Below are 19,688 nucleotides of genomic sequence, written 5' to 3' on the forward strand. Positions count from 1 at the left end.
CATATGTCTCCTGCAGAAAAAAAAAGAGAAGCAGCCCCAAACTGCTGGAGTACTCCTCTTGTCAAAAATTGTTAACAAATTGCTAGTTTTTCTTGTCACCTTTGACGTATTTAGCATCAAATAAGAAGAGCCTCATCAACAAAATGAGCGAAGGAACTAATAAACATAGCCCGGCTATGAATCCAATGACTAGCGCCCTCCCCATCTCTGGACTGTTGATGCTATCGTTAATTGTGATGTAGGGATACAACAAGTAAGGTAAATGCGCTTTGCCATATCCAAAGAAAGCAAAGAAAAACTGCAGCATGACCGCAATAAACGCCCACCCATACGCGCGTCGTTTATACAATAAAAAGAAGGCTATCAGAAACGAAACAAAAGAAACAACGAAAAACCAACCGTTTTCCACCATTTTGGCATAATGCTCTGGATTATGAATTTGAATGGTCCAAAAGACAAGCAAGCTGGCAATAATAGTTGGAAGGGACCAAATCATTGCATAGGAGTGTAACAGCTTGGTCGCGTCCTTGTCTCCTGCTTTATTAGCATAAAAGGTCAAAAAGGTTGCGCTAATAAATAATACGCTGACTATAGCAAGAAATATAACCGCATAGGTGTAAGGAGTCGCAAGCATTTTACCCATTAGCAGATGAATTTTACTTCCCTCTTCTACAATAAATCCACCCTCCGATGCTACTAGAACGGTAGATAAAGCAGTAGGAAGCAACAGACCCGTAATTCCATAAATTCCATAATAAACGGTACTGTCCCTAGCCCCGTAATGCGCAAAAGCATAGAAAGAGCCGCGTAAAGACAACAGCACTAAAGCTAAACTACCGGGAATTAGCAACGCTGTGCCGTAATAGTATGCCGTGTCCGGGAAGAAACCGACAATCCCTACAATAAAGAAGATCAGAAACACATTGGTAACTTCCCAGACAGGGGACAAATAGCGCTGAATAATTTCATTTACGATGTGATCCTTCTTGCGGCGTCTAGAATAGTAAGCAAAGAATCCCGCTCCAAAGTCAATAGAAGCAACAATCAGATAACCATACAGGAAAATCCACAGAATGGTTATCCCAAGCAGTGCAAGCGTCATGTATTTCTACCTCCCCGTCTTATTTTTCCAGTTCCAATTCGACTGGTTTATCTTTAAACATCCGTTTAAGAACAAGGGCGCACACCGTTCCCAGGAAGGCGTACAGCAGGCAGAAAAGAATCAGCATTTCTCCAACATTATTTGCCGTTGTCGCTGCATGCATCGTTCGTAAATAGCCATTTAATATCCAAGGTTGTCTACCAATCTCCGCAAACATCCAGCCAAATTCAATTGCCAAAAATCCAAGTGGAGCCCCAAGAGCAGAAGCCCACAAAATCCATTTAGGCGGAACCCGTTTCCGTACCTTGACAATCAAGAAGTAAAGCACTGGAACCAATGCCATATATCCGCCTATAGCTGCCATGCTGTCGAACAAATAATGAATAAACAGCGGAGGCCATTCATCGCGAGGAATGTCATTTAACCCTACTACTACGCCATTGGGAGAGTTAGTTGCTAAAATGCTAAGAGCATAGGGCACCTTAATCGCATATTTAACCTCTTGTTTTTCTTTATCCAAAATACCACCAAAAACAAATTCAGCCTTGTCAGTGGTTTCAAAATGCCACTCCGCTGCTGCTAGCTTCGCCGGTTGATACTCCGCTAAGAATTTACCAGCAATATCTCCCCACACAGCCGTTCCCATAGAAAAGATAAACGCAAGTGTCAGCGACAGGTTAAGTGCCTTTTTGTGATAGGAATGTGTTTTCCCCTTCAAAATGCTTAAGGCAGCGATCGCAGCCATCACATACGCACTAGTGGCATAAGCAGCAAAGACCATATGCCCCACCTTAGAAGGAGTAGCCGGATTAAACATCGCTACTATCGGTTGAATATCGCGTAAAACTCCGTCTACGAGGGTAAAACCCTGCGGCGTATTCATAAAAGCATTCACTGTCATAATAAAGAACGCAGAACCAGTGGAACCAATTATCACTGGAATAGAGATCAGCCAGTGAAGATACGGATTTTTAAATCGGTCCCATGTATAAATATAAATGCCTAAGAAAATTGCTTCAAAGAAGAACATAAACGTTTCTAAAAACAGCGGTAACGCTATTACTTCTCCCGCCAATTTCATAAATGACGGCCACAAGAGACTTAATTGCAGACCGATACAGGTTCCTGTCACGACCCCCACTGCCACTGTCACAGTAAAACCTCGTGTCCAACGCCGTGCCATTAATAGATAAGCTTTGTCTTTTTTTCGAATCCCAATAAACTCGGCAATAGAGATAACTAAAGGAATACCGACACCCATTGAAGCAAAAATAATGTGAAACCCCAATGTTACGGATGTTAGTATTCGAGCCAGCATAGTGCTATCCAGTTCCAATCATGCTCCCCCCTCATACCATAAATCGTTCTCTTTCAGTGTGAATTTTATCACACATATTCAACTTATATGTTAAAAACTATCGTTATGTTGTGAACAATGCAGGGCGAATTTTTGTCGAATTTGTAGCTAGTATTTATTTGTGAATAAACGATGTCTAGCACTTGCATTTTTTTGAAAATCAATAAATAATGCTTGATTTCCGCCGATTGCTCATATCCTATTTATGAAAAAACAGAGTCCTGCAAGCAGGATTTTTAACAAATGAACATCTATTGTGTCAGGACAGAAAAGGGACTAGCCCTTCTTAGTATAGCTACCTCTGGCTACGAATATGTTTCAAGAAAACAAAAATCCAGCCCTATTCTCCAAGGCTGGATTGTGTCATATTCTTTTACACTTCTAAAGGCTTAGCTACTCGATAAAAGGGGAACAACGATAAGGAAACATATCCCTTAATATCTGTAATAGGTATTTGACCAATGCTAGGATCACGGCTATCCATACTTTCACCCAATGTTCGATTATCCCCTAATACAAACATGTGATCCTGACGAATTGTTAGGGGAGCCATATCCTCTGATACACCTTGCGTATATAGTTCCGGGAGTGGACTATCATTTACATAGACGACTCCTTTTTCAATTTTCACCGTATCACCAGGCAAGCCAATGATTCTTTTGATGATTTCATATCCCTTCGCTTCCTCGTGAATCACTACTACATCACCAAAGGCCGGCTTTGTAAAATGAGTAGGGATTTTATTTAACAGTACAATACTTCCATCCTGCATGGTAGGGTCCATCGAATGACCAACCACCCTTGTCAGACCAATACTATTTATCATAAGAAAGTAAACGACTGCCAATATCAGGAAAAAACGTAGCCAACTGAGAAGCTCAGATTGGAATGACTTTTTAGGTTGGTTAGGTGCGGCATCATTTTCTTTTGTTTTTAGTTTTATCGTTTCCATCCTTAACACCTTTTTCTTATAGAGTTTGTGGTTTCCTCATTATGAAGAGATCATGGTGTAGGGAGTGATTCCTTTTCTGTGTTTGCTGGGTCTGGAATATCTGCTGGGCGCTCCTGGCTCTCTATTGGTTCAGGCCCCTCTACAGATGGGATTGGCTTCTCGTCTGCTATAGATACTTGGGGCATTTCCTGATGCTGTTCAGGCGATGGCTCCGGCTGTTGCGGCTCGCTCGGGTTTGGCGATGGCTCCGGCTGTTGCGGCTCGCTCGGGTTTGGCGATGGCTCCGGCTGTTGCGGCTCGCTCGGGTTTGGCGATGGTTCCGGCTGTTTCGGCTGGCTTGGCTTTGGCGCTGGCTCCGGCTGTTGCGGCTTGCTCGGGTTTGGTGCTGGCTCCGGCTGTTGCGGCTTGCTCGGGTTTGGTGCTGGCGGCACTTCTGGCGTTGGAACCGGCGCTCCTCCCTTTACAGGCGGTTGCGACGGAGTGGGTTTTGTTGGAACAAACTCCAAGGAAGGGGCCTCATAGCTGTCAGCCAAGTCCTTCATTGCCTGCTGCGCGCTACTTAAAATAGCATCCATTTTTCTTTCTACTTGCCGTCTATCCTTTTCGTTTGAGATATCTAGGTTATCGATGAGGTCACCTGCATAATCCGCTAAAGATGTAAGACGTTTCGCTCTCTCTTCCACAGTGAATTGCTTTAAATCTTCAGCCGATTCTAGAAGTTTTCTTTGGATTTCTGCCTTCAAGCGCTCCTTTTGTACTTGCGTCTCCGTTTTTAGGGCATCAGTTACCGATTGCTTGGCTACCTCGGCACTTTGTGCATACCACCCTAGTAATAATTGCGTAACATCCACATCAGCATAGGCAACACCCATTGTTAAACCAAAACACATGCTTAAAGAAACAAATCCAAGGAAAATTCGTTTTCGTCCTCTATTACGCCGTTGCTTCTCTTTTTTTGATCTGCTTAACACATCTTTTCCCCCCTTAATGGGCATTGTCAGAGCTTAAATAAAAGCTCTGACAATGTATGATAATAATTTTTATTTAAATTGATCTGCTACTAGCTGATCTAAGCTATTTTTCGCATCCTTTTCAGCCTTGGCACCTGTATCTTTGATAGCATCCTTCACTTGTTTCTCCAATAATTTAGCTGACTCGTCAACTACTTTTTGGATTTCAGCTACCTTTTCATCAATAAAACGTTTTGTTTCCTCTTTAGAGCTTGCTTCTTTTTCACGAATCAAGCCACTAATTGTTTTCTTAGCATCGTTAATTGCACTAGTTAATTCTTGTTTTGCTTTATCTTGCGCACTGGTAACATTCGTTCTTACTTCTTGTTTGCCCAGTTCTCCAGCATGGTTCACTTTATTCGTAAGATCAATTACCGAATTGACCTTTGTATGATTAGCAGCCTTGTTAATTTCCTGCTTTAATCCTTCTACCTTCTGATTGTATTGGTTCTGCATATTGCCCTTGATTTCGTTGGTTTTGCCTCTCAAAGCATTCAAATAATCGTTTTTAGCAGCCGTTACTGCTGCAACAGCACGATTTGCTTCTTCACTGCCTGCTTGCTTCACACGGTCAGCAACCTGATTCTTTATTTTATTAAGCTCAGCTTCAGTAGCTGCCTTTTTTTCCGTTCCGTACTTAACCGCTTCAGCCGTAATAGACGCCGATGAAGCAGCGAATTGTTTATCATACCAATTTTTTAACTGACCGCCTACATCCACCGCCGCAAATGCAGTTCCCAAGCTGCCAATCAGACCAACTGCCAACACACTAATCACGATTTTGCTTTTTACTTTTTTCAACCTCTTCATCTCCTGTCTTTTTTTTAAAGGGAATGTACGGAAACAATGCCCTTCTATTTGTCAAACACCTGTTGTTCTGAAATAAATTTATGAAGGAATTCAATTGTTTCTTTATTTAGTTCTTCATTGATGTTCTCATTGGATTTTTGTACAAATTGTCTGAAGTCCTTAGGCAATTCCTGTTGCTCTAATATGCTTTGCTTATGATTCAGCCGTGTTTTCTGACGATCTACGTACTCATCAATTGCCCTTTCTCCTGTTTGGGATACCTGAATCATTTCTTGCTCTAGCAAGAAAAGGGTTTTATCAGTTGTGACCCTAGCTTCTTTCATTACTTTGTTGTCACTATTTTTTTTATAAGAGTCAGTAGTTGCTTCAATAGTGTTACTCGATGCCTTCATCTTCTGGTTGTACCAGATGCTTAACTGATTTTTTACATCAATCCCAGCAAAGCTTAAGCTCACAGCTACGGAAGAGGCCAATACAAAGAGGATGGATATAATCTTTATTCCTTTTCCTTTTAACATGACGCTACTTCCTCCATTCAAAATATAAGGACAAAAACGGATCAGGAGGATCGGCATTTAGGCTAAACGGGAATCCACTCGTTCAAAGCGTCTGCCTTCCTCGCTTTACTTTTCTTTCTCTTATTGTAAGAAAAACCCATCGTCTTTTCTTCCACTGTGAGAGGTACTTTAAGCAGATAATCAGGATGATCTTTGTCTACACCTTACGAATGAGGAAAAGCTCATACTATGTGCATTTTTTCACTTGTTTGCAAAACAAAAAAAGACCGGGCTACATGGTCCCGGGTTACATCTCGGTTTCTACATTAGTATGGTTTGAAAAAATAGAGGAATAATACCCATGACCTGCTCCATCTAACTCTTGACCTTCTACTGCTTGTAGCAATGCATCAATGATATCAGCTCGAAACGATTGATCTTTTAATAATTGTAGCTCTTTACGCGCTTCTTCCGGGCTAAAGGCATTTCGATAAGGCCTTGGTTCTATCATAGCCAAATACGTTTCAACAGCCCCAACAACCTGAGAAAGTAAAGGAATTTCATCCCCCTTCCATTGCTTGGGATAACCGCTGCCATCATACCTCTCGTGATGATAACGCATCGTTTCGATGATTTGTTGATACTGTGGTAGACCGTCAAGCAGCTCCTTGGCCATCATGCAATGCTTCTGCACCATCTCATACTCATAAGCAGTCAGCTTCTCTTTCTTCTCAAACAAATAATCAGGCCATTTTATCTTACTGACAAAGTGTATGAGCGACAGGCACTGTAACTCCCAGTCCTGTACATCAACAGGCTTCTTCAGCAGAGAAATCGTTTTTTTCAGCAGGTAACGCATCTGCTCAATTTGTCGGCTGGAGGTTTGTGATTTCCGCTCTACTGTCGGCACAAAAGCGTATAGCATCCGATATAACGTTGCTAAATGCTGTTGCTCCTGCTCCTCTCTCATTCTGTTCTCCTGCAAGGTAAATAACCGCATCCACAATAGAGAAAGTACATATCCCACAATAGCAAATGCCATTACGGATAGAATGGCAGGAACCGCGTTTTCAATGCGTCCCATATAGGCTTGCCAAGAAAGAGAAATTATTACGACTACACTATAGACAATACTTCCCGTATGCATGACCTTTCTTTGTCTCGTCATGCCGAGCAATAAAGGGTAAGCCAGAACTAAGCAACCCATTTTTATAGTGGAAAGAGGTGGAGCCAGCAGTACGAACAAAAATAAAAATAAAACACAAAATGAAACCATCCAGTCTGAATACGTATAAGACTGTTCATATATGCAATACAAAAGATAAACACCCCAGCATACACAGAGGTAAAATAGCCAGGTAAGAAAAGATGGAATCCAGATATCCTTCTGCTCAAAACTATGTGCCAATAGGGTGAAGGTTAAAAACAACGAAGCTAGATAAACTGCATAACGCATCATCTGTTTAGCCAGCTTCTCTTGTTCAAACTTCATTTTGTGAAACTCCTCTCCTATTCCTATCTTTATCCAACCAACTTTTTATTTCATTTTGACTAGTCCCTGCTTTAATGCGTACAACACCGCCTGAGACCGATTGGGTTGTCCCATTTTACGTAGGATACTGCTTACGTGCGTTTTTACAGTCGCCTCGGATATGTATAGTTTCTCAGCGATCTCATGATTACTCAAATTATCAACAATAAGCTCAAATATCTCTCTTTCCCGTTCTGTTAATTGAAGCTGTGTCGTTTGTGCAGACTTTTTCCGTTCTAATTTTGGCTGAAAGCAGGAATAACCCATCAAAATCATGTCGATGGTATGCAAAATCTGTTCAGGCATCGTATCTTTCATGATATATCCATCGATTCCGCCGTCAAGAGCTTGAAAGATATCCTCACTATCATCAAAGGCGGTCAAAATTAAAATCTTAATGGCTGGAAGCTGTTCTTTCAAAAGCTTCCCGCTTCTGATCACGTTTTGCCCCGGCATTTTAAGGTCTGAAATAATCAAGTCCGGTTTTAACTCCAATGCTTTACCGTACAATTCATCCCCGTCAGCCGCTTCTCCTATTAGTTCGAATTTACCTGCCATCTGTAAAATCATTTTGACTCCTTCGCGAACAATCCTATGATCGTCAGCAAGAAGCACCTTTATTTTCTCCAACACTAATTCCTCCTCTAGGGATAAACGCCGTAATTTCCGTACCTTGTTGCTCCACGGACCGAATGGTAATCGTACCGCCTACGCGTTTCATACGTTCTCGCATATTAGAGATTCCAAATGATCCGTTTGAAGCTTTTACGCTATCCGTAGAAAATCCAATTCCATTGTCTTTTATCTGTAGCGTCCATTGCACAGAGGTGGCTTCTAAATATATTTTCACTTGATCTGCTTTAGAATGTTTTAGCATGTTGTACAATGCTTCTTCTACTACACGATAAATCGCTTCTTCTACCGCCAAGCTCTCCTCCAGCACCATTCCTCTAGTCACATAATTGAGCTTGACCCCTGTACCTTTTAATATACGTTCGCTCATGTCACGAATTGCATCTAAAAGAGGCTCCGCTTCCCGATTAAATCGTAAATGCTGGATATACCCGCGCACTTTTAGATGACATTCCTTCATCTGTTCTTCCATCCGATCAATGGTAGCCGACATCTCCTGATTCATCACAGGAGAAAGCATTTGTTTTACATAATATAGCTGGGCAGATAGAAAAAATAATTGTTGTGCTAAGCTGTCGTGCATATCCTCCGCCATTTGCCTGCGAGTCTCTGCGTCCGTACGGAATACCAATTCCTCGGTTTCCTTAATATGGTGCAAATGGCTAGATGTCACGATTGCAAAGCTATGTAAAAAAAGCAGATTAACCATGGACAAAGATTCTGCACTCTGTCCAATAATTAGAATAGCCCCTTGTTTTTTTCCTTTTTGACCTAATGGAAAATACAGCACATCCTCTGGTTGGCCCGTGAAGTTACGCACCGTAATCGTTTTATGCTGTTTTAATTCCTGCCAATTGCTTTCTAATAAGGCAAGCTGATAAAACTCTCTTTGCCAGTCCCTTTGTCCTCTTGCTTGATGAAACCAGAAAACAAATGCTCTTTTCTTAGGAAAGAGTCGCTTCAAAAAACGTTCGCCTAAATGGCGTAAGTCACTGGACTCTTTATTTTTACGCAGCAGCTTAATATAGGACATAAACGCCAACCAGTGTTTGAAGTAAGCTTTACATTTTTTACGAACAATGTGAATGAATCCGCACAAAATCGTAGAAGTAACGAAATGCGTACCTAAAAGCCCCTCTGCACGTAAATGAGGGCTACCGGTGCTAGGTAGTCCTCCGCAGAGCACAAAAAGAATGGCGCTTCCAAAGCCTAGCAAAAGGATACTTAGCATATAACGCAAAGGTAAGCGCAAGCTCAATAGTACTAAAGACGTATAAGTAAACCACAAATCAGAAATTCCCCACATTTGTTGAAAGACTTCCCAATATAAAAGAAAGAAAAATTCAGCTATTAATAACGTTTGCCGGACAAGTATGATTTGGTACAGTGTTACTATACTTAGTAACGTTTGTAGCACAAGCAGTACATACACTGGGATAGATAAGTAAATTTCTGTCGTATCTGTGGTAGCATATAACATAATGAGTAGAACCCAACGAAACAATACGATGATCCACTCCACATTTTTAAACAGAAGATTAATGCTCATAAGAACCCCATTATTTTAATTTTTAGGTAAATTATAACAATTATGACTGGATAAAAATAGATATTTTTGTGACAGAAGACTTACAGATCCCCCATAGAGATTTTGTTCGTAAAATCCCCACTATCATGAATACCACATGTGGAAAAGCACGAAATGATTCCCTAACTTATTTTATCAGCGCTTGTTTACTTCATAGAATGGAAAATAAATCCAAGCTGCACTTCCGGTATCTTCGAATTTTTTACTCCATTTCATCTACTTATAATTGCCTTACTCAATCAGAGACAAATAAAAAAAGAAAAAAGCTTTTTCCTCACTAGGTATACTACCCTATGCTGGAAAAGCTTTTTTCTCGTTTGATCAATTCCTTTTTGATCTCCAATTTATAGTCCAAACGATCAGGATTTCGGCATATTTCCTGTATATTCTGATTCCGGGCGGATAATTCGATTACGGCCTGCTTGATCTAAAATGTGTGCACACCAGCCTACTGTGCGACTAACAGCAAAGGTAGGGGTAAACAACTCTTCGTCCAAACCAACTGCTCTCATAACCGCAGCAGCAAAAAATTCTACATTGGTATGCAGTTTGCGTTTTGGCTTATACTCTGCCAATAATTTTGTTCCTACTTGTTCCACATGAGTAGCTAAATCAAACCACGGGTCATCTTCGGCCAATTCTGCCGCTACCACACGCAGTGCTGTAGCACGCGGATCAATGGTTTTATATACACGGTGTCCAAAGCCCATTAAGCGTTGACCGCTCTCTAACCGTGCCCGAATCCATCCCTCTGCCTTGTCTTTACTGCCAATCGCATTAATCATCTCTGTAACTTCAGATGGAGCTGCGCCATGTAAGGGACCTTTCAAAGCACCTATGGCTGCTGTCAGTGCAGAATAAATATCCGATTGAGTGGAAGTTACTACCCGTCCAGCAAAAGTAGAAGCATTCATCCCATGCTCTTGAGTCAACACTAGATACGCATCCAATGCTCTGACATGCGCGTTACTGGCTTCTGCACCCTTTAACATATACAGGTAGTTTGCCGTGTGACTTAGCTCCATCCGAGGCTCTAGCGGTTCCCTGCCAGCTTTTCGGGCTTCCCGATATGCAATGATAGTCGGCATTTTAGCTGTAATAGCAATAGATTGCTCTAAAGTTGGGGGCCAGCTTTGCTCAGCACCCCCCAAAGCAGAGACCGCCGTCCGTAAAACCGTCATCATGTCTCGATCATGGGGAATAGCATCTATGACTTCTTTTACCTCTTTAGGTAAAGCTCTTTGCTGAGCTAATGCAGTGTGGAAACCGGATAATTGTTCTTCTGTAGGCAATGTGCCAAACCATAGCAAGTAAGCGACTTCTTCAAATGTATGAGAAATGGCTAGATCTCGAGCCCAATGTCCCCGATAAACCAATAATCCGTTTTGCCCGTCGACTAGACTTAAATCAGTTTCTGCAACAACTATTCCTTCAAGCCCAATCGCCAACATTTTTTCCATTCACTTCCACTCCTTTCTTTTCATTACAGTATACCAATATATTCTGAAAAGTAGAAATAGATAGTAAATGGATGATTGATTACAAAATGTAATTAATGCTCGCTTATTCAAACGGTTATATGCGCTTCATTTTATATCTAATTGATGCATTAGTAATTAAGGGCCTCTTTGGATTTTTTTCTAAACATGATGCCTGTATGAAGCTTGTACTTGTACGGTAAACTAATCAGAATTACTTCTATTGCCTACAAGTAGCTTTTCTCATAATTAGAAAGGAAGATTCCCGTATGCCAGCAAAAGAAAAACAAGCTCCTCTTCGTTACATTGCCTACATTTTTATTGGTGTCACGATTTTTCTGGGTGCTATGTGGGGGCTTCTCATGGTCCTTGATATTTTTAGTCGTTAACCCAGCTTCCCCAAAGCTTAGGTCACTTTCGGCAAAGGAGCATATAATGTCGCTAGAATATCAACGAATCGTTGCCCAGATGTGATCAAATTGTTGTTTGGCAAAATAACATAAGTGGCTACTTTAGGTAGCTCCAAGCCTGGGGTAGGCAATTCCATAAAGCGATTTTCAAACAGTTCCCGTAAAATGGCCGAACGTGGCAAGAAAGAAATCCCCAGCCCTTCTTCAATAAAGCGTTTGGTCACATCCACATGCGTCACCCCCATCGTGCGAATAGCAAATCCACGTTGTCTGAGCGTTGTTAAGAGAGGGTCCCAATAAACCGGGTGATTATGGGTTAACAGCCTCTTGGTAATTAACTCCTGCTCCCAATCAGGTAAGGGAGCATCCATGTCTCCGCCGTAATGGGGTACAGCAAATACGATCGGATCTGTCTGCATCAAATAAGCAGAAAGTTGGCCTTCGCTAGGAATCATTCGAGACAATCCCAAATGAGCCTGTCCACTTTGGACCAAGAGACCAATATCGCTGGAGTCCGCTACTTTAATGCTTATATCTACCTCAGGATGTTCTTTGGTATAACGATGAATAAGCGAAGGGAGCGAGGTGCGAGCAATGATCGGAGAGACTGCGATACGCAAGATTTCCTTGTATCCCTGCTTCCACGTCACCATCTCCTCAACACCGGCGTGCCATTGAGATAAAATCAATTTTGCATGCGACAAGAAGCGCTTTCCGGCTGCTGTTAACCTCACCCGCTTGCCTACTCGTTCAAATAAAGCGACATCCAGCTCTTTCTCTAACTGACGTATATGCTGCGTCACGGTAGGTTGAGCGATATATAGCGTCTCTGCCGTCTGATGAAAGTTCTCACAGGATGCCGCTACTTCGAACGTTTGCAGAAGCTTTATATCCATACGACTCACCTCAAAGCTTTTATTTTACATGCATCCAGCCTTGTAATCGGTTAAAGCTTTGTTTTGCCTCTTGCAATAAAGCATGCATGATCTCTGCTGCGGTTTCTTCCCTTTGAAGCATACCTACCCCTTGACCAGCCCATAACGATAGATAGTCAGCATCCAAGGCTTTTCCTGCTGCTTGGCGAATTTCCTTCGTTAACTCATTCTGAACTGGATACGCCAGCGATCCTATCTGACTTTTGGCAAAATCCCTCATAAATTGATTCACAATTCCACGTGCTGGTCTGCCCGAAAAAGCTCTGGTAACAGCGGTATCTGTCTCTTTTGCATGAAATAATCGTTCCTTATAGGCCTTGTTAGCTGTACTTTCTGCACATCCTAAAAATCGAGTACCCAATTGCACAGCTTCGGCACCGAGCGCTAACGCTGCCACTATGCTTTGGCCATTCATAATTCCCCCTGCCGCAATGATAGGCACCTCCCGAATAGCAGCAGCAAGCTGAGCCACTAAAGGTAACGTACCAATACATTCTCCCGGCCCATCTTCCCCTGCATCAAACGTGCTCCGATGACCACCAGCCTCACCGCCTTGTGCCACGATCGCATCTACATGCTGACCTACTAATCGTTCTGCCTCTGCTTGTGTGGTCGCCATGCCTACGATTTTCATCCCTGCTGCCTTTGCATTTTCTCCATATTTACCTAGCAATCCCATCGCACAACTAAATACAGCCGGCTTCTCTTCTAAAATGACCGTAAAGCAATCGGTAATCTCGTCATGCAGGGTTGGCCAGTCACCTTTCCATGGGGGAAGATTGAATCGTTCCCTCTGTTGATTGAGCCATTGCCTAAAGGCAGGTGTTACTTCTTGCTGTTCTGGTTGTTCAAACAAGAGCAGGTTTACAGCAAAGGGACGGTTGGTTAAGGACCTCACTTCACGAATTCTCTCTCGTAGAGCCTGGGGCGTAACATATGCTCCAGCAATGGTTCCCAAGCCTCCTGCCTCTGATACTGCCGCCACCAGTTCCGCTGAATTTATATTGCCAGCCATTGCCGCAAGGATAATTGGATTTTCAACTCCAAAAATATCGCAAAACCTAGTTTGGAACTGCATAGACATCATCTTCTCCTCCTGTGTATATTATTCTGTCTTTTCAGATCATTCTCGTTACGTGTGACTATTTCCTTCTTCCGTATACTCTAACATCGATATTCTCCTGAATAAGTCGTTGGCTTCTAAAATGATTGACACCATACCTGACTCTGTAATGGTTTCATGCCATTCCCCTGAGTCCCAATAGACAGCATCTCCACTTTGTACATAAACATAGTCACTGGTATCTGTACGTACCCATCCATCTCCACTGAGTACCAGCAGTAATTGAGGCAATGTAGCCTGATGGTAACCAATTTTCCCCTGAGGAGATAAATAAGCACAATTCATATAGGTATCTGCTGGCAGCTTCCCAATTCGTGACATGATCAGGTGCAGGCTATCGTAATGAGTGATACTTTTCCCATACGTTAGAGCAAACGAAAATCTTTTCATCCTACTCTCCCCTTTGTACGTAATGAGTGCTGATTATCAAACAAAAAGCCAGTTGCTAAGGTGGCAACCAGCTTCCATGCTTATTCAATCCTGATATTTTTCATTTCCTCTTCCATCTTGCTGTTGCACAATGGGCAACGTGGGTCCTCAACGATCACAAATTCCTTTCGCGACCAACAGTTACAAGCTGTACACTGCCATACAAGGGTATCCTCATAGACGTGTTCCTTCACCGTACGTTTTGAACGATATGCCATTGTGTCCCCCTATCTTTTCACAAGATTCTTTACTACTTTATGCCGCAAAAGTTACATGTAGAACTTTTCCACCTTTTCTTTTTTTAAATCCACGGATGACCCGACCGCTTAAGGCAGGTCCGCATCAGATGGCCGCTCTTTGGCTTGATGCAGGAGAGTCCTTACCGCCGACGGCTTTTTACGTCTTCTTTTTCCCTTCTTTTTGCCTAAACTAATAAAAGCCAAAATAAGTAAACAAAGTGTAAGTAATTGACTAGTATGCATCACGTCTTTCCCAAACAGCTCTCCAATTCCAAGAAGATGCACCAGAATGGCTAACAAAATGGCTATTTTGCTGATTTGAATGGAGCTCATGCAATCTTCTCCTTTCTATGTACGGTCAGGGACAATTCGGCCAATTACATGCAGAAAAAACCAGCCTATCTTTCGCTGGTTTTTTATAAAGATTACACATGTATCTGTAAACATGGCTCTATATCCCGCCGGCATTGTCCACCGTGCACTTGTACTCTTTTCATCCTTCTTTTATATAGTAGTAATTCGATAAAAGCTTCCTAACTCCTGTCTTCGAGTTCAATTCCTTTATCAGTAATTCCTTATTGTTCTGCACTTACCTGGAAGGAAAAATCCGAAAAAACTACTAATCCTCAGAGGATAGACCATGACGCAGGGCGTAGGAGGCTAGCTGTACCCGATTTTCTAGATAAAGCTTTTCAAGTAGGTTTTTCATATGGTTTTTGACTGTATGTTCTGTGATCACGAGACGCTGAGCAATTTGTTTATTCGTCTCTCCCTTTGATACATATTTTAAAATTTCGGTTTCTCTTGGAGTTAGCACGCTTGGACTAGGTTCATCAATGACTGGACCCGAACGAAATTTGAAGAAGAGCTTGTTTGCCAATTCGCGTGAAATATCACTATTATCTTCCAGCAATGCCCGCAAATATGCCAACCAATCATGTGGATTCATATTTTTTAGTAAATAGCCCTGTGCCCCAAATTGCACAGCCGTAAATAGATCAGCTACATCATCAGATACACTCAAAATAACGACTTTTATATGGGGATAAGCTTGTTTAATCCGTCTTGTTGCTTCCAAGCCATCGCATACCGGCATGCTAATATCCATCAATACAACATCTGGCTGTAGCTCGCTGCAGAGACGCACACCTTCTTCCCCTTGTTCAGCCTCGCCTACAATTTCAAAGGAAGAATCCTCTGCTAGCATACTTTTTATCGCTGTTCGAGCCAGTAAATGGTCATCTACCACTAATACCCTGTATTTCTGCACTTTCCGCTCTCTCCTTTAAATGACTCGATCAAGATTTCTGTCCCGCCATATGTTCCTGGCCGCATCTCAAAGCTTGCTCCTAATTTCCAGCTTCGCTCTCGCATCATGGTCTGACCATATCTCTCACGTTTTAATGTTTCTGCATCGAAGCCCATTCCATTGTCTTTAATCAGCAGATACCAGCCTGTTCCCTGAAGCTGCCATTGAATCTCTGCATGGCTCGCATCTGCATGTTTGCGAATATTAGTGAACGATTCCTGAATAATGCTAAATAAATGGACTTGTTCCGCTGGTTTAAAATATTGGTCCATTCCATCCAGTTCCTGTTTCACCTCGATGCCTGTGATCAGGCTCCATTCATGTAGCCACTTTCTCAAACGATCCGTTAATAATACCCCCTCTTCCGGATGAGAACGGAGATTAAAAATGGCTTGTCTTAGCTGGTTATCAATTTCAGAGATCGTTGCCTTTGCTTCTTCAATCTTTTCTTGATTTAGTTTTACGTTTAAAAAGAAAATCGCTTGTGCAATATTATCATGCAGCTCCTGGGCTAAACGCTCTCGTTCCTCATACACTGCATGCTTGGCCTTTTCCTTTGCTAATTTCTCACTCATTCTTTTGATTTTTCCAAAAACCCAAGTGGCAAATATAAATGAAAGAACCAACGTCATAATGGTGATGATGACATTTCCTTCATCCATCGTAAAATAAGGCAGCAAAAACTCGTGTCGCGCATATTCAAAGCCACCTATCATTATGGTAGGTAACATAATGCTCGTTAATTTTAGCCATCGATAATTCAAGCGTATCCTCCTGACTAACCTGTAATTTACAATCATAACCAATAATGAACTTCTACTCTATTATAGAGGAAGCGCTTTATTAGCATGTAGGGTCGATTTTTTGAATAAAGCAAATACTATCCACAAATACATGGCACTTTTAACGCCAAAAGAAAAAAGTCCTATGCAGCAGATTGCAATAGAACTTTTCACTGAGTCCCTTATGAAGAAAAACTATGGTGATCTTACATTCGAAAGTGGCCAATACACGAAATCGGCTCTGCCAACGACCTGTGTAATCGGTACAGGACCAATCATTCTGCTATCCTTGCTATTTTGTCGATTGTCTCCCATGACAAAAATATAACCGGCCTCAACCGTTACTGGCGGAAAATCCTCCGTTACCTTTTTCCCTTCTGCATGAGCTTTCTTTTTTTGCTCCTCTAAATAAGGTTCTTCTACAGGTTTTCCATTAATAAATAGCTGATCGTTACGCATTTCTACCCGATCGCCCGCTATTCCGATTACACGTTTGATGTAGTCTTCCTTTTGATTTGCATGGAATACAACAATCTCTCCTCGTTGTGGTTCATGCAAGCGGTATACCGCCTTATTTACAACGACCTTCTCATTATTTTGCAAAGTGCTTTGCATGGATTCTCCATACACAACATAGGGTGCTCCCAGCCACGTGTACAAAGCAAATGTGACAATAAAAACTGTTATGATGGAAGTAAGCCACTCCTTAATTGCTCTACCCCATCTGGAGCGAGGTTCTGTCTGATTCATAAAGAATTAACAGCCTCCTTTTGGTTAGTCTTATTATAAAGGACGTACTTCCTAAAAAAAGGTTTCAAAACGTATAAAAAGATAGAGCTTTTCTCCTCTTTTGAAGCATATGCTTCGGGGAATGGAATGCGTGCCGGAACTCATTCACGAGAATCAGCTAGCTAGAATTGTCTGTTCTTGGACTTCCGGTTGCGGGTGATAGATTTTGATAAACCAGATGTAATATGGATTTTTTATAGTCTGGCCTTATATGTTTTAACTACCAGCAAAGAGATTTTCTGTCTTCTGTTTTGACAAGAAAATATAACTACGCTACACTGCCTTGCCTTATAAAAGCGTTCTAACGATATTTATGTATCCTGATTAGGTGAAGGAAATAGACCTCAAAATAAGCCACCTTGCAATTTTGCCTGGTGGCTTACCATGGAAATCTTGGTTCTGCTATGTGTTTATTCATAAGTTTTATGTTTCGTGTCAGACTGTATAACTGACGAACAAGTTTCTAGCCATAGGGATTTATATCTAGTATAAGAGGGAATTTTCCTGCATAAATAAGCAACCTCGTGATGTTCGTAAAGCTTTACAACTCAAAAAATGGCGGTCTGTACTTTTTACCTTACTAGGATGTAAACAATTTCGAATCTTAGTTATGCTTAAGTTAGTTTTAAAATAGTAAGTGTGGTGTTTGTATTGTTATGAAGCTGTGCTGGCGAATTATTTGCATTCACAAGCTGTACAGTAGTCGGCACAGTAGTAATATTTATAATTATGCTGCCAGCAATTGGACCTCCTCCATCTCCAGTGAAAGGTGTTGGCGTTTGATCAATCCCGCCTATTTTCAAGTCAAAAAGTGCATTTCCCTGATTATGAATACCAAAATCAAACAGGTAAAAACCTGGTTGTAAAATTGTAATTGTATCAGACGGAGCAGCAAAGAGAAACGCACCGCCAGCAATGCTGCTTAAGTTTGTAAAAGTGATTGGAGCAAAGGGAGCTACCGTATCGGTTCCAGTTCCAGCAAAACTTCTAAATACACTAATAAAACTATTCAAACCTGCTGCTCCTGTTGGACCCGTAGCTCCCGTTGCCCCCGTTGCCCCTGTGGCTCCCGTTGGACCCGTAGCTCCCGTTGGACCCGTAGCTCCTGTTGGACCCGTGGCTCCTGTTGGACTCGTTGGACCTGTTGGACCTGTTGGACCTGTTGGACCCGTTGGACCTGTTGGACCCGTTGGACCCGTTGGACCCGTTGGACCCGTTGGACCCGTTATCCCTGTAACCGGACAAAAAGTAGTAAAGTGTGTGCAAGAAGAAGTTGAGGGGGAAGACCGTTTTCTACGTGCAAGGAACTTGTTGTCACTAATTGGATCCCGTTTCATAAAGTCAAGTAAATCAGGCTCATTAATTTTATTTAATATCCCTTGTAAATCATCGTGATTGTCGTTAAACAAAAAAACACACCTCCATATATGTCATATACCACACTATGTAGGAATTGATGATTTCGTCATTCTCTTTTAAAAGACTGGTTTAAATATTTGAAGGTGAGATTTAATTATTTATGGGAAAGTTTAGAATCAATTGCCCTAAAAAATAAAAGCAGATTGCACAGGCCGGAAAGCTATACTTCCAAGAGGTTTTTTACAAAATTTATAAAATACCTGTTCATTTGTCAAAGCATTGCTCTGTTTTAGATTTGGGTATAAAAAAACGCCTGTCTCGTTTGAGAGAGGCGTTCTCACATGTTCTATTTATGAATGAAGATACCCAATAACAGGGTTTCCTATTTATTTAATAAAGATATAATTTTTCTGCATACAACCAGCAATCCCCATACGTGAATCATAACAGCTCGACTCACTTCATTGAAAAATTTTCCGTCCCCACTTCTGACAACAATTAAGATAATACACAAAGTATCTTAAAAAATAAAAAAAGCCTTGTTTACAAGACTTTTTACTATGGAGCGGGTGATGGGAATCGAACCCACGCGACCAGCTTGGAAGGCTGGAGTTCTACCATTGAACTACACCCGCATAATGGCGTGCCCTGAGAGATTCGAACTCCCGACCTTTTGATTCGTAGTCAAACGCTCTATCCAGCTGAGCTAAGGGCACATATATATGGAGCGGACGACGGGTCTCGAACCCGCGACCTTCGCCTTGGCAAGGCGACGCTCTACCAATTGAGCTACGTCCGCACATGTTTTATATAATTTACTTAAAGCTTTTGATAACTATATACCACTTTAATCTGAACCTAGCTCGTCTGTCAAACCAATAATGACCGCTAAACAAAAAAAAGTGGTGAGCCATGAAGGACTCGAACCTTCGACCCTCTGATTAAAAGTCAGATGCTCTACCAACTGAGCTAATGGCTCATATAATGGCTGGGGTACCAGGATTTGAACCTGGGAATGACGGAGTCAAAGTCCGTTGCCTTACCGCTTGGCTATACCCCAACAAAAATGGTGCCGGCGATAGGACTTGAACCCACAACCCCCTGATTACAAGTCAGGTGCTCTACCAATTGAGCTACACCGGCATTTTTAATATAACCAACAGCCTATTTAATTTAAAATGGCGGAGCTGACGGGACTCGAACCCGCGACCTCCGGTGTGACAGACCGGCGTGAACTCCAACTTCACCACAGCTCCATACTTTTGGTTGCGGGGACAGGATTTGAACCTGCGACCTTCGGGTTATGAGCCCGACGAGCTACCGAGCTGCTCCACCCCGCGATAATGTGAAAATAA

19 protein-coding genes and 8 tRNA genes are annotated in these 19,688 nt (G+C 42.0%); all 27 read right to left on the reverse strand.

What is annotated here, in order from left to right; translation table 11 throughout:
* Positions 1-82: 82 nt before the first annotated feature.
* The 27 genes from QZ995_RS19165 to QZ995_RS19295 all read right to left on the reverse strand — a co-directional run bounded on the left by QZ995_RS19165 (position 83) and on the right by QZ995_RS19295 (position 19,673).
* Positions 83-1,102 (reverse strand): cytochrome d ubiquinol oxidase subunit II, encoded by a 1,020-nt coding sequence (locus QZ995_RS19165; RefSeq protein ID WP_301810089.1) that lies wholly within the window; start codon positions 1,100-1,102, stop codon positions 83-85.
* A 19-nt stretch (positions 1,103-1,121) separates the two neighbouring features.
* On the reverse strand, positions 1,122-2,438 hold the full coding sequence (locus tag QZ995_RS19170; protein WP_301810091.1) for a cytochrome ubiquinol oxidase subunit I: 1,317 nt from the start codon (positions 2,436-2,438) through the stop codon (positions 1,122-1,124).
* 394 nt (positions 2,439-2,832) lie between these two features.
* Positions 2,833-3,411, reverse strand: a complete 579-nt coding sequence (gene lepB, locus QZ995_RS19175; protein ID WP_301810093.1) for a signal peptidase I — start codon at positions 3,409-3,411, stop codon at positions 2,833-2,835.
* 50 nt (positions 3,412-3,461) lie between these two features.
* Positions 3,462-4,382, reverse strand: coding sequence for a hypothetical protein (locus QZ995_RS19180; RefSeq protein ID WP_301810096.1), 921 nt, complete (start codon positions 4,380-4,382; stop codon positions 3,462-3,464).
* 69 nt (positions 4,383-4,451) lie between these two features.
* Positions 4,452-5,231, reverse strand: coding sequence for a hypothetical protein (locus tag QZ995_RS19185; protein ID WP_301810099.1), 780 nt, complete (start codon positions 5,229-5,231; stop codon positions 4,452-4,454).
* Positions 5,232-5,275: 44 nt separating this feature from the next.
* Positions 5,276-5,749: a hypothetical protein gene (locus QZ995_RS19190; protein ID WP_301810101.1), complete on the reverse strand. Its 474-nt coding sequence runs from the start codon at positions 5,747-5,749 to the stop codon at positions 5,276-5,278.
* A 286-nt stretch (positions 5,750-6,035) separates the two neighbouring features.
* Positions 6,036-7,220 carry an HD-GYP domain-containing protein gene (locus QZ995_RS19195; protein WP_301810104.1) on the reverse strand — a complete coding sequence of 395 codons (1,185 nt, stop codon included), beginning with the start codon at positions 7,218-7,220 and terminating at the stop codon, positions 6,036-6,038.
* Between the two features lie 45 nt (positions 7,221-7,265).
* Positions 7,266-7,889, reverse strand: coding sequence for a response regulator (locus QZ995_RS19200; RefSeq protein WP_301810106.1), 624 nt, complete (start codon positions 7,887-7,889; stop codon positions 7,266-7,268).
* Positions 7,861-9,441: a sensor histidine kinase gene (locus QZ995_RS19205; RefSeq protein WP_301810110.1), complete on the reverse strand. Its 1,581-nt coding sequence runs from the start codon at positions 9,439-9,441 to the stop codon at positions 7,861-7,863. The genes QZ995_RS19200 and QZ995_RS19205 overlap by 29 nt, the downstream gene beginning before the upstream one ends.
* 398 nt (positions 9,442-9,839) lie before the next feature.
* The gene (locus QZ995_RS19210) at positions 9,840-10,940 is read right to left on the reverse strand and encodes a citrate synthase/methylcitrate synthase (protein ID WP_301810113.1); all 1,101 of its coding nucleotides are present in this window, start codon (positions 10,938-10,940) and stop codon (positions 9,840-9,842) included.
* Positions 10,941-11,364: 424 nt separating this feature from the next.
* Complete coding sequence (locus QZ995_RS19215; RefSeq protein ID WP_301810116.1) at positions 11,365-12,264, reverse strand: LysR family transcriptional regulator; 900 nt, start codon at positions 12,262-12,264, stop codon at positions 11,365-11,367.
* Positions 12,265-12,283: 19 nt separating this feature from the next.
* Positions 12,284-13,387 carry an NAD(P)H-dependent flavin oxidoreductase gene (locus QZ995_RS19220; RefSeq protein ID WP_301810121.1) on the reverse strand — a complete coding sequence of 368 codons (1,104 nt, stop codon included), beginning with the start codon at positions 13,385-13,387 and terminating at the stop codon, positions 12,284-12,286.
* 48 nt (positions 13,388-13,435) lie between these two features.
* Entirely contained in the window at positions 13,436-13,816 is a 381-nt protein-coding gene (locus QZ995_RS19225; protein ID WP_301810122.1) for a cupin domain-containing protein, read from the reverse strand.
* An 80-nt stretch (positions 13,817-13,896) separates the two neighbouring features.
* A complete protein-coding gene (locus QZ995_RS19230; protein WP_003333588.1) occupies positions 13,897-14,073 on the reverse strand; it encodes a cold-inducible protein YdjO-related protein in 177 nt (58 codons plus the stop codon).
* Positions 14,074-14,181: 108 nt separating this feature from the next.
* Positions 14,182-14,427: a hypothetical protein gene (locus QZ995_RS19235; protein WP_301810126.1), complete on the reverse strand. Its 246-nt coding sequence runs from the start codon at positions 14,425-14,427 to the stop codon at positions 14,182-14,184.
* Positions 14,428-14,713: 286 nt separating this feature from the next.
* Positions 14,714-15,364 (reverse strand): response regulator, encoded by a 651-nt coding sequence (locus QZ995_RS19240; protein WP_301810129.1) that lies wholly within the window; start codon positions 15,362-15,364, stop codon positions 14,714-14,716.
* Entirely contained in the window at positions 15,343-16,167 is an 825-nt protein-coding gene (locus QZ995_RS19245; protein ID WP_301810131.1) for a sensor histidine kinase, read from the reverse strand. Before QZ995_RS19245 ends, QZ995_RS19240 begins: the two co-directional genes overlap by 22 nt.
* A 213-nt stretch (positions 16,168-16,380) precedes the next feature.
* Positions 16,381-16,935, reverse strand: coding sequence for a signal peptidase I (gene lepB / locus QZ995_RS19250; RefSeq protein ID WP_301810134.1), 555 nt, complete (start codon positions 16,933-16,935; stop codon positions 16,381-16,383).
* Between the two features lie 653 nt (positions 16,936-17,588).
* Positions 17,589-18,383 (reverse strand): hypothetical protein, encoded by a 795-nt coding sequence (locus tag QZ995_RS19255; protein WP_301810137.1) that lies wholly within the window; start codon positions 18,381-18,383, stop codon positions 17,589-17,591.
* Positions 18,384-18,894: 511 nt separating this feature from the next.
* Positions 18,895-18,968: transfer RNA gene (locus QZ995_RS19260), tRNA-Gly, on the reverse strand.
* Positions 18,969-18,972: 4 nt separating this feature from the next.
* Positions 18,973-19,049, reverse strand: a tRNA-Arg gene (locus tag QZ995_RS19265).
* 7 nt (positions 19,050-19,056) lie between these two features.
* Positions 19,057-19,132: transfer RNA gene (locus QZ995_RS19270), tRNA-Gly, on the reverse strand.
* A gap of 104 nt (positions 19,133-19,236) precedes the next feature.
* Positions 19,237-19,312, reverse strand: a tRNA-Lys gene (locus QZ995_RS19275).
* A 6-nt stretch (positions 19,313-19,318) separates the two neighbouring features.
* A tRNA-Gln gene (locus QZ995_RS19280) sits at positions 19,319-19,393 on the reverse strand.
* A 7-nt stretch (positions 19,394-19,400) separates the two neighbouring features.
* Positions 19,401-19,476 (reverse strand) — tRNA-Thr (locus QZ995_RS19285).
* Between the two features lie 36 nt (positions 19,477-19,512).
* Positions 19,513-19,589 (reverse strand) — tRNA-Asp (locus QZ995_RS19290).
* Between the two features lie 7 nt (positions 19,590-19,596).
* A tRNA-Met gene (locus tag QZ995_RS19295) sits at positions 19,597-19,673 on the reverse strand.
* Between the last annotated feature and the right edge of the window lie 15 nt (positions 19,674-19,688).

This window comes from Brevibacillus laterosporus, from assembly GCF_030489605.1.
Classification (GTDB): domain Bacteria; phylum Bacillota; class Bacilli; order Brevibacillales; family Brevibacillaceae; genus Brevibacillus_B; species Brevibacillus_B laterosporus_E.

What these genes read in the sequence shown, in the direction of transcription:
- QZ995_RS19165 (WP_301810089.1), bottom strand. Translation starts at nt 1,102, where the DNA reads ATGACGCTTGCACTGCTTGGGATAACCATTCTGTGGATTTTCCTGTAT.
- lepB (WP_301810093.1), bottom strand. Translation starts at nt 3,411, where the DNA reads ATGGAAACGATAAAACTAAAAACAAAAGAAAATGATGCCGCACCTAAC.
- QZ995_RS19185 (WP_301810099.1), bottom strand. Translation starts at nt 5,231, where the DNA reads ATGAAGAGGTTGAAAAAAGTAAAAAGCAAAATCGTGATTAGTGTGTTG.
- QZ995_RS19190 (WP_301810101.1), bottom strand. Translation starts at nt 5,749, where the DNA reads ATGTTAAAAGGAAAAGGAATAAAGATTATATCCATCCTCTTTGTATTG.
- QZ995_RS19195 (WP_301810104.1), bottom strand. Translation starts at nt 7,220, where the DNA reads ATGAAGTTTGAACAAGAGAAGCTGGCTAAACAGATGATGCGTTATGCA.
- QZ995_RS19205 (WP_301810110.1), bottom strand. Translation starts at nt 9,441, where the DNA reads ATGAGCATTAATCTTCTGTTTAAAAATGTGGAGTGGATCATCGTATTG.
- QZ995_RS19210 (WP_301810113.1), bottom strand. Translation starts at nt 10,940, where the DNA reads ATGGAAAAAATGTTGGCGATTGGGCTTGAAGGAATAGTTGTTGCAGAA.
- QZ995_RS19215 (WP_301810116.1), bottom strand. Translation starts at nt 12,264, where the DNA reads ATGGATATAAAGCTTCTGCAAACGTTCGAAGTAGCGGCATCCTGTGAG.
- QZ995_RS19220 (WP_301810121.1), bottom strand. Translation starts at nt 13,387, where the DNA reads ATGTCTATGCAGTTCCAAACTAGGTTTTGCGATATTTTTGGAGTTGAA.
- QZ995_RS19225 (WP_301810122.1), bottom strand. Translation starts at nt 13,816, where the DNA reads ATGAAAAGATTTTCGTTTGCTCTAACGTATGGGAAAAGTATCACTCAT.
- QZ995_RS19230 (WP_003333588.1), bottom strand. Translation starts at nt 14,073, where the DNA reads ATGGCATATCGTTCAAAACGTACGGTGAAGGAACACGTCTATGAGGAT.
- QZ995_RS19235 (WP_301810126.1), bottom strand. Translation starts at nt 14,427, where the DNA reads ATGAGCTCCATTCAAATCAGCAAAATAGCCATTTTGTTAGCCATTCTG.
- lepB (WP_301810134.1), bottom strand. Translation starts at nt 16,935, where the DNA reads ATGAATCAGACAGAACCTCGCTCCAGATGGGGTAGAGCAATTAAGGAG.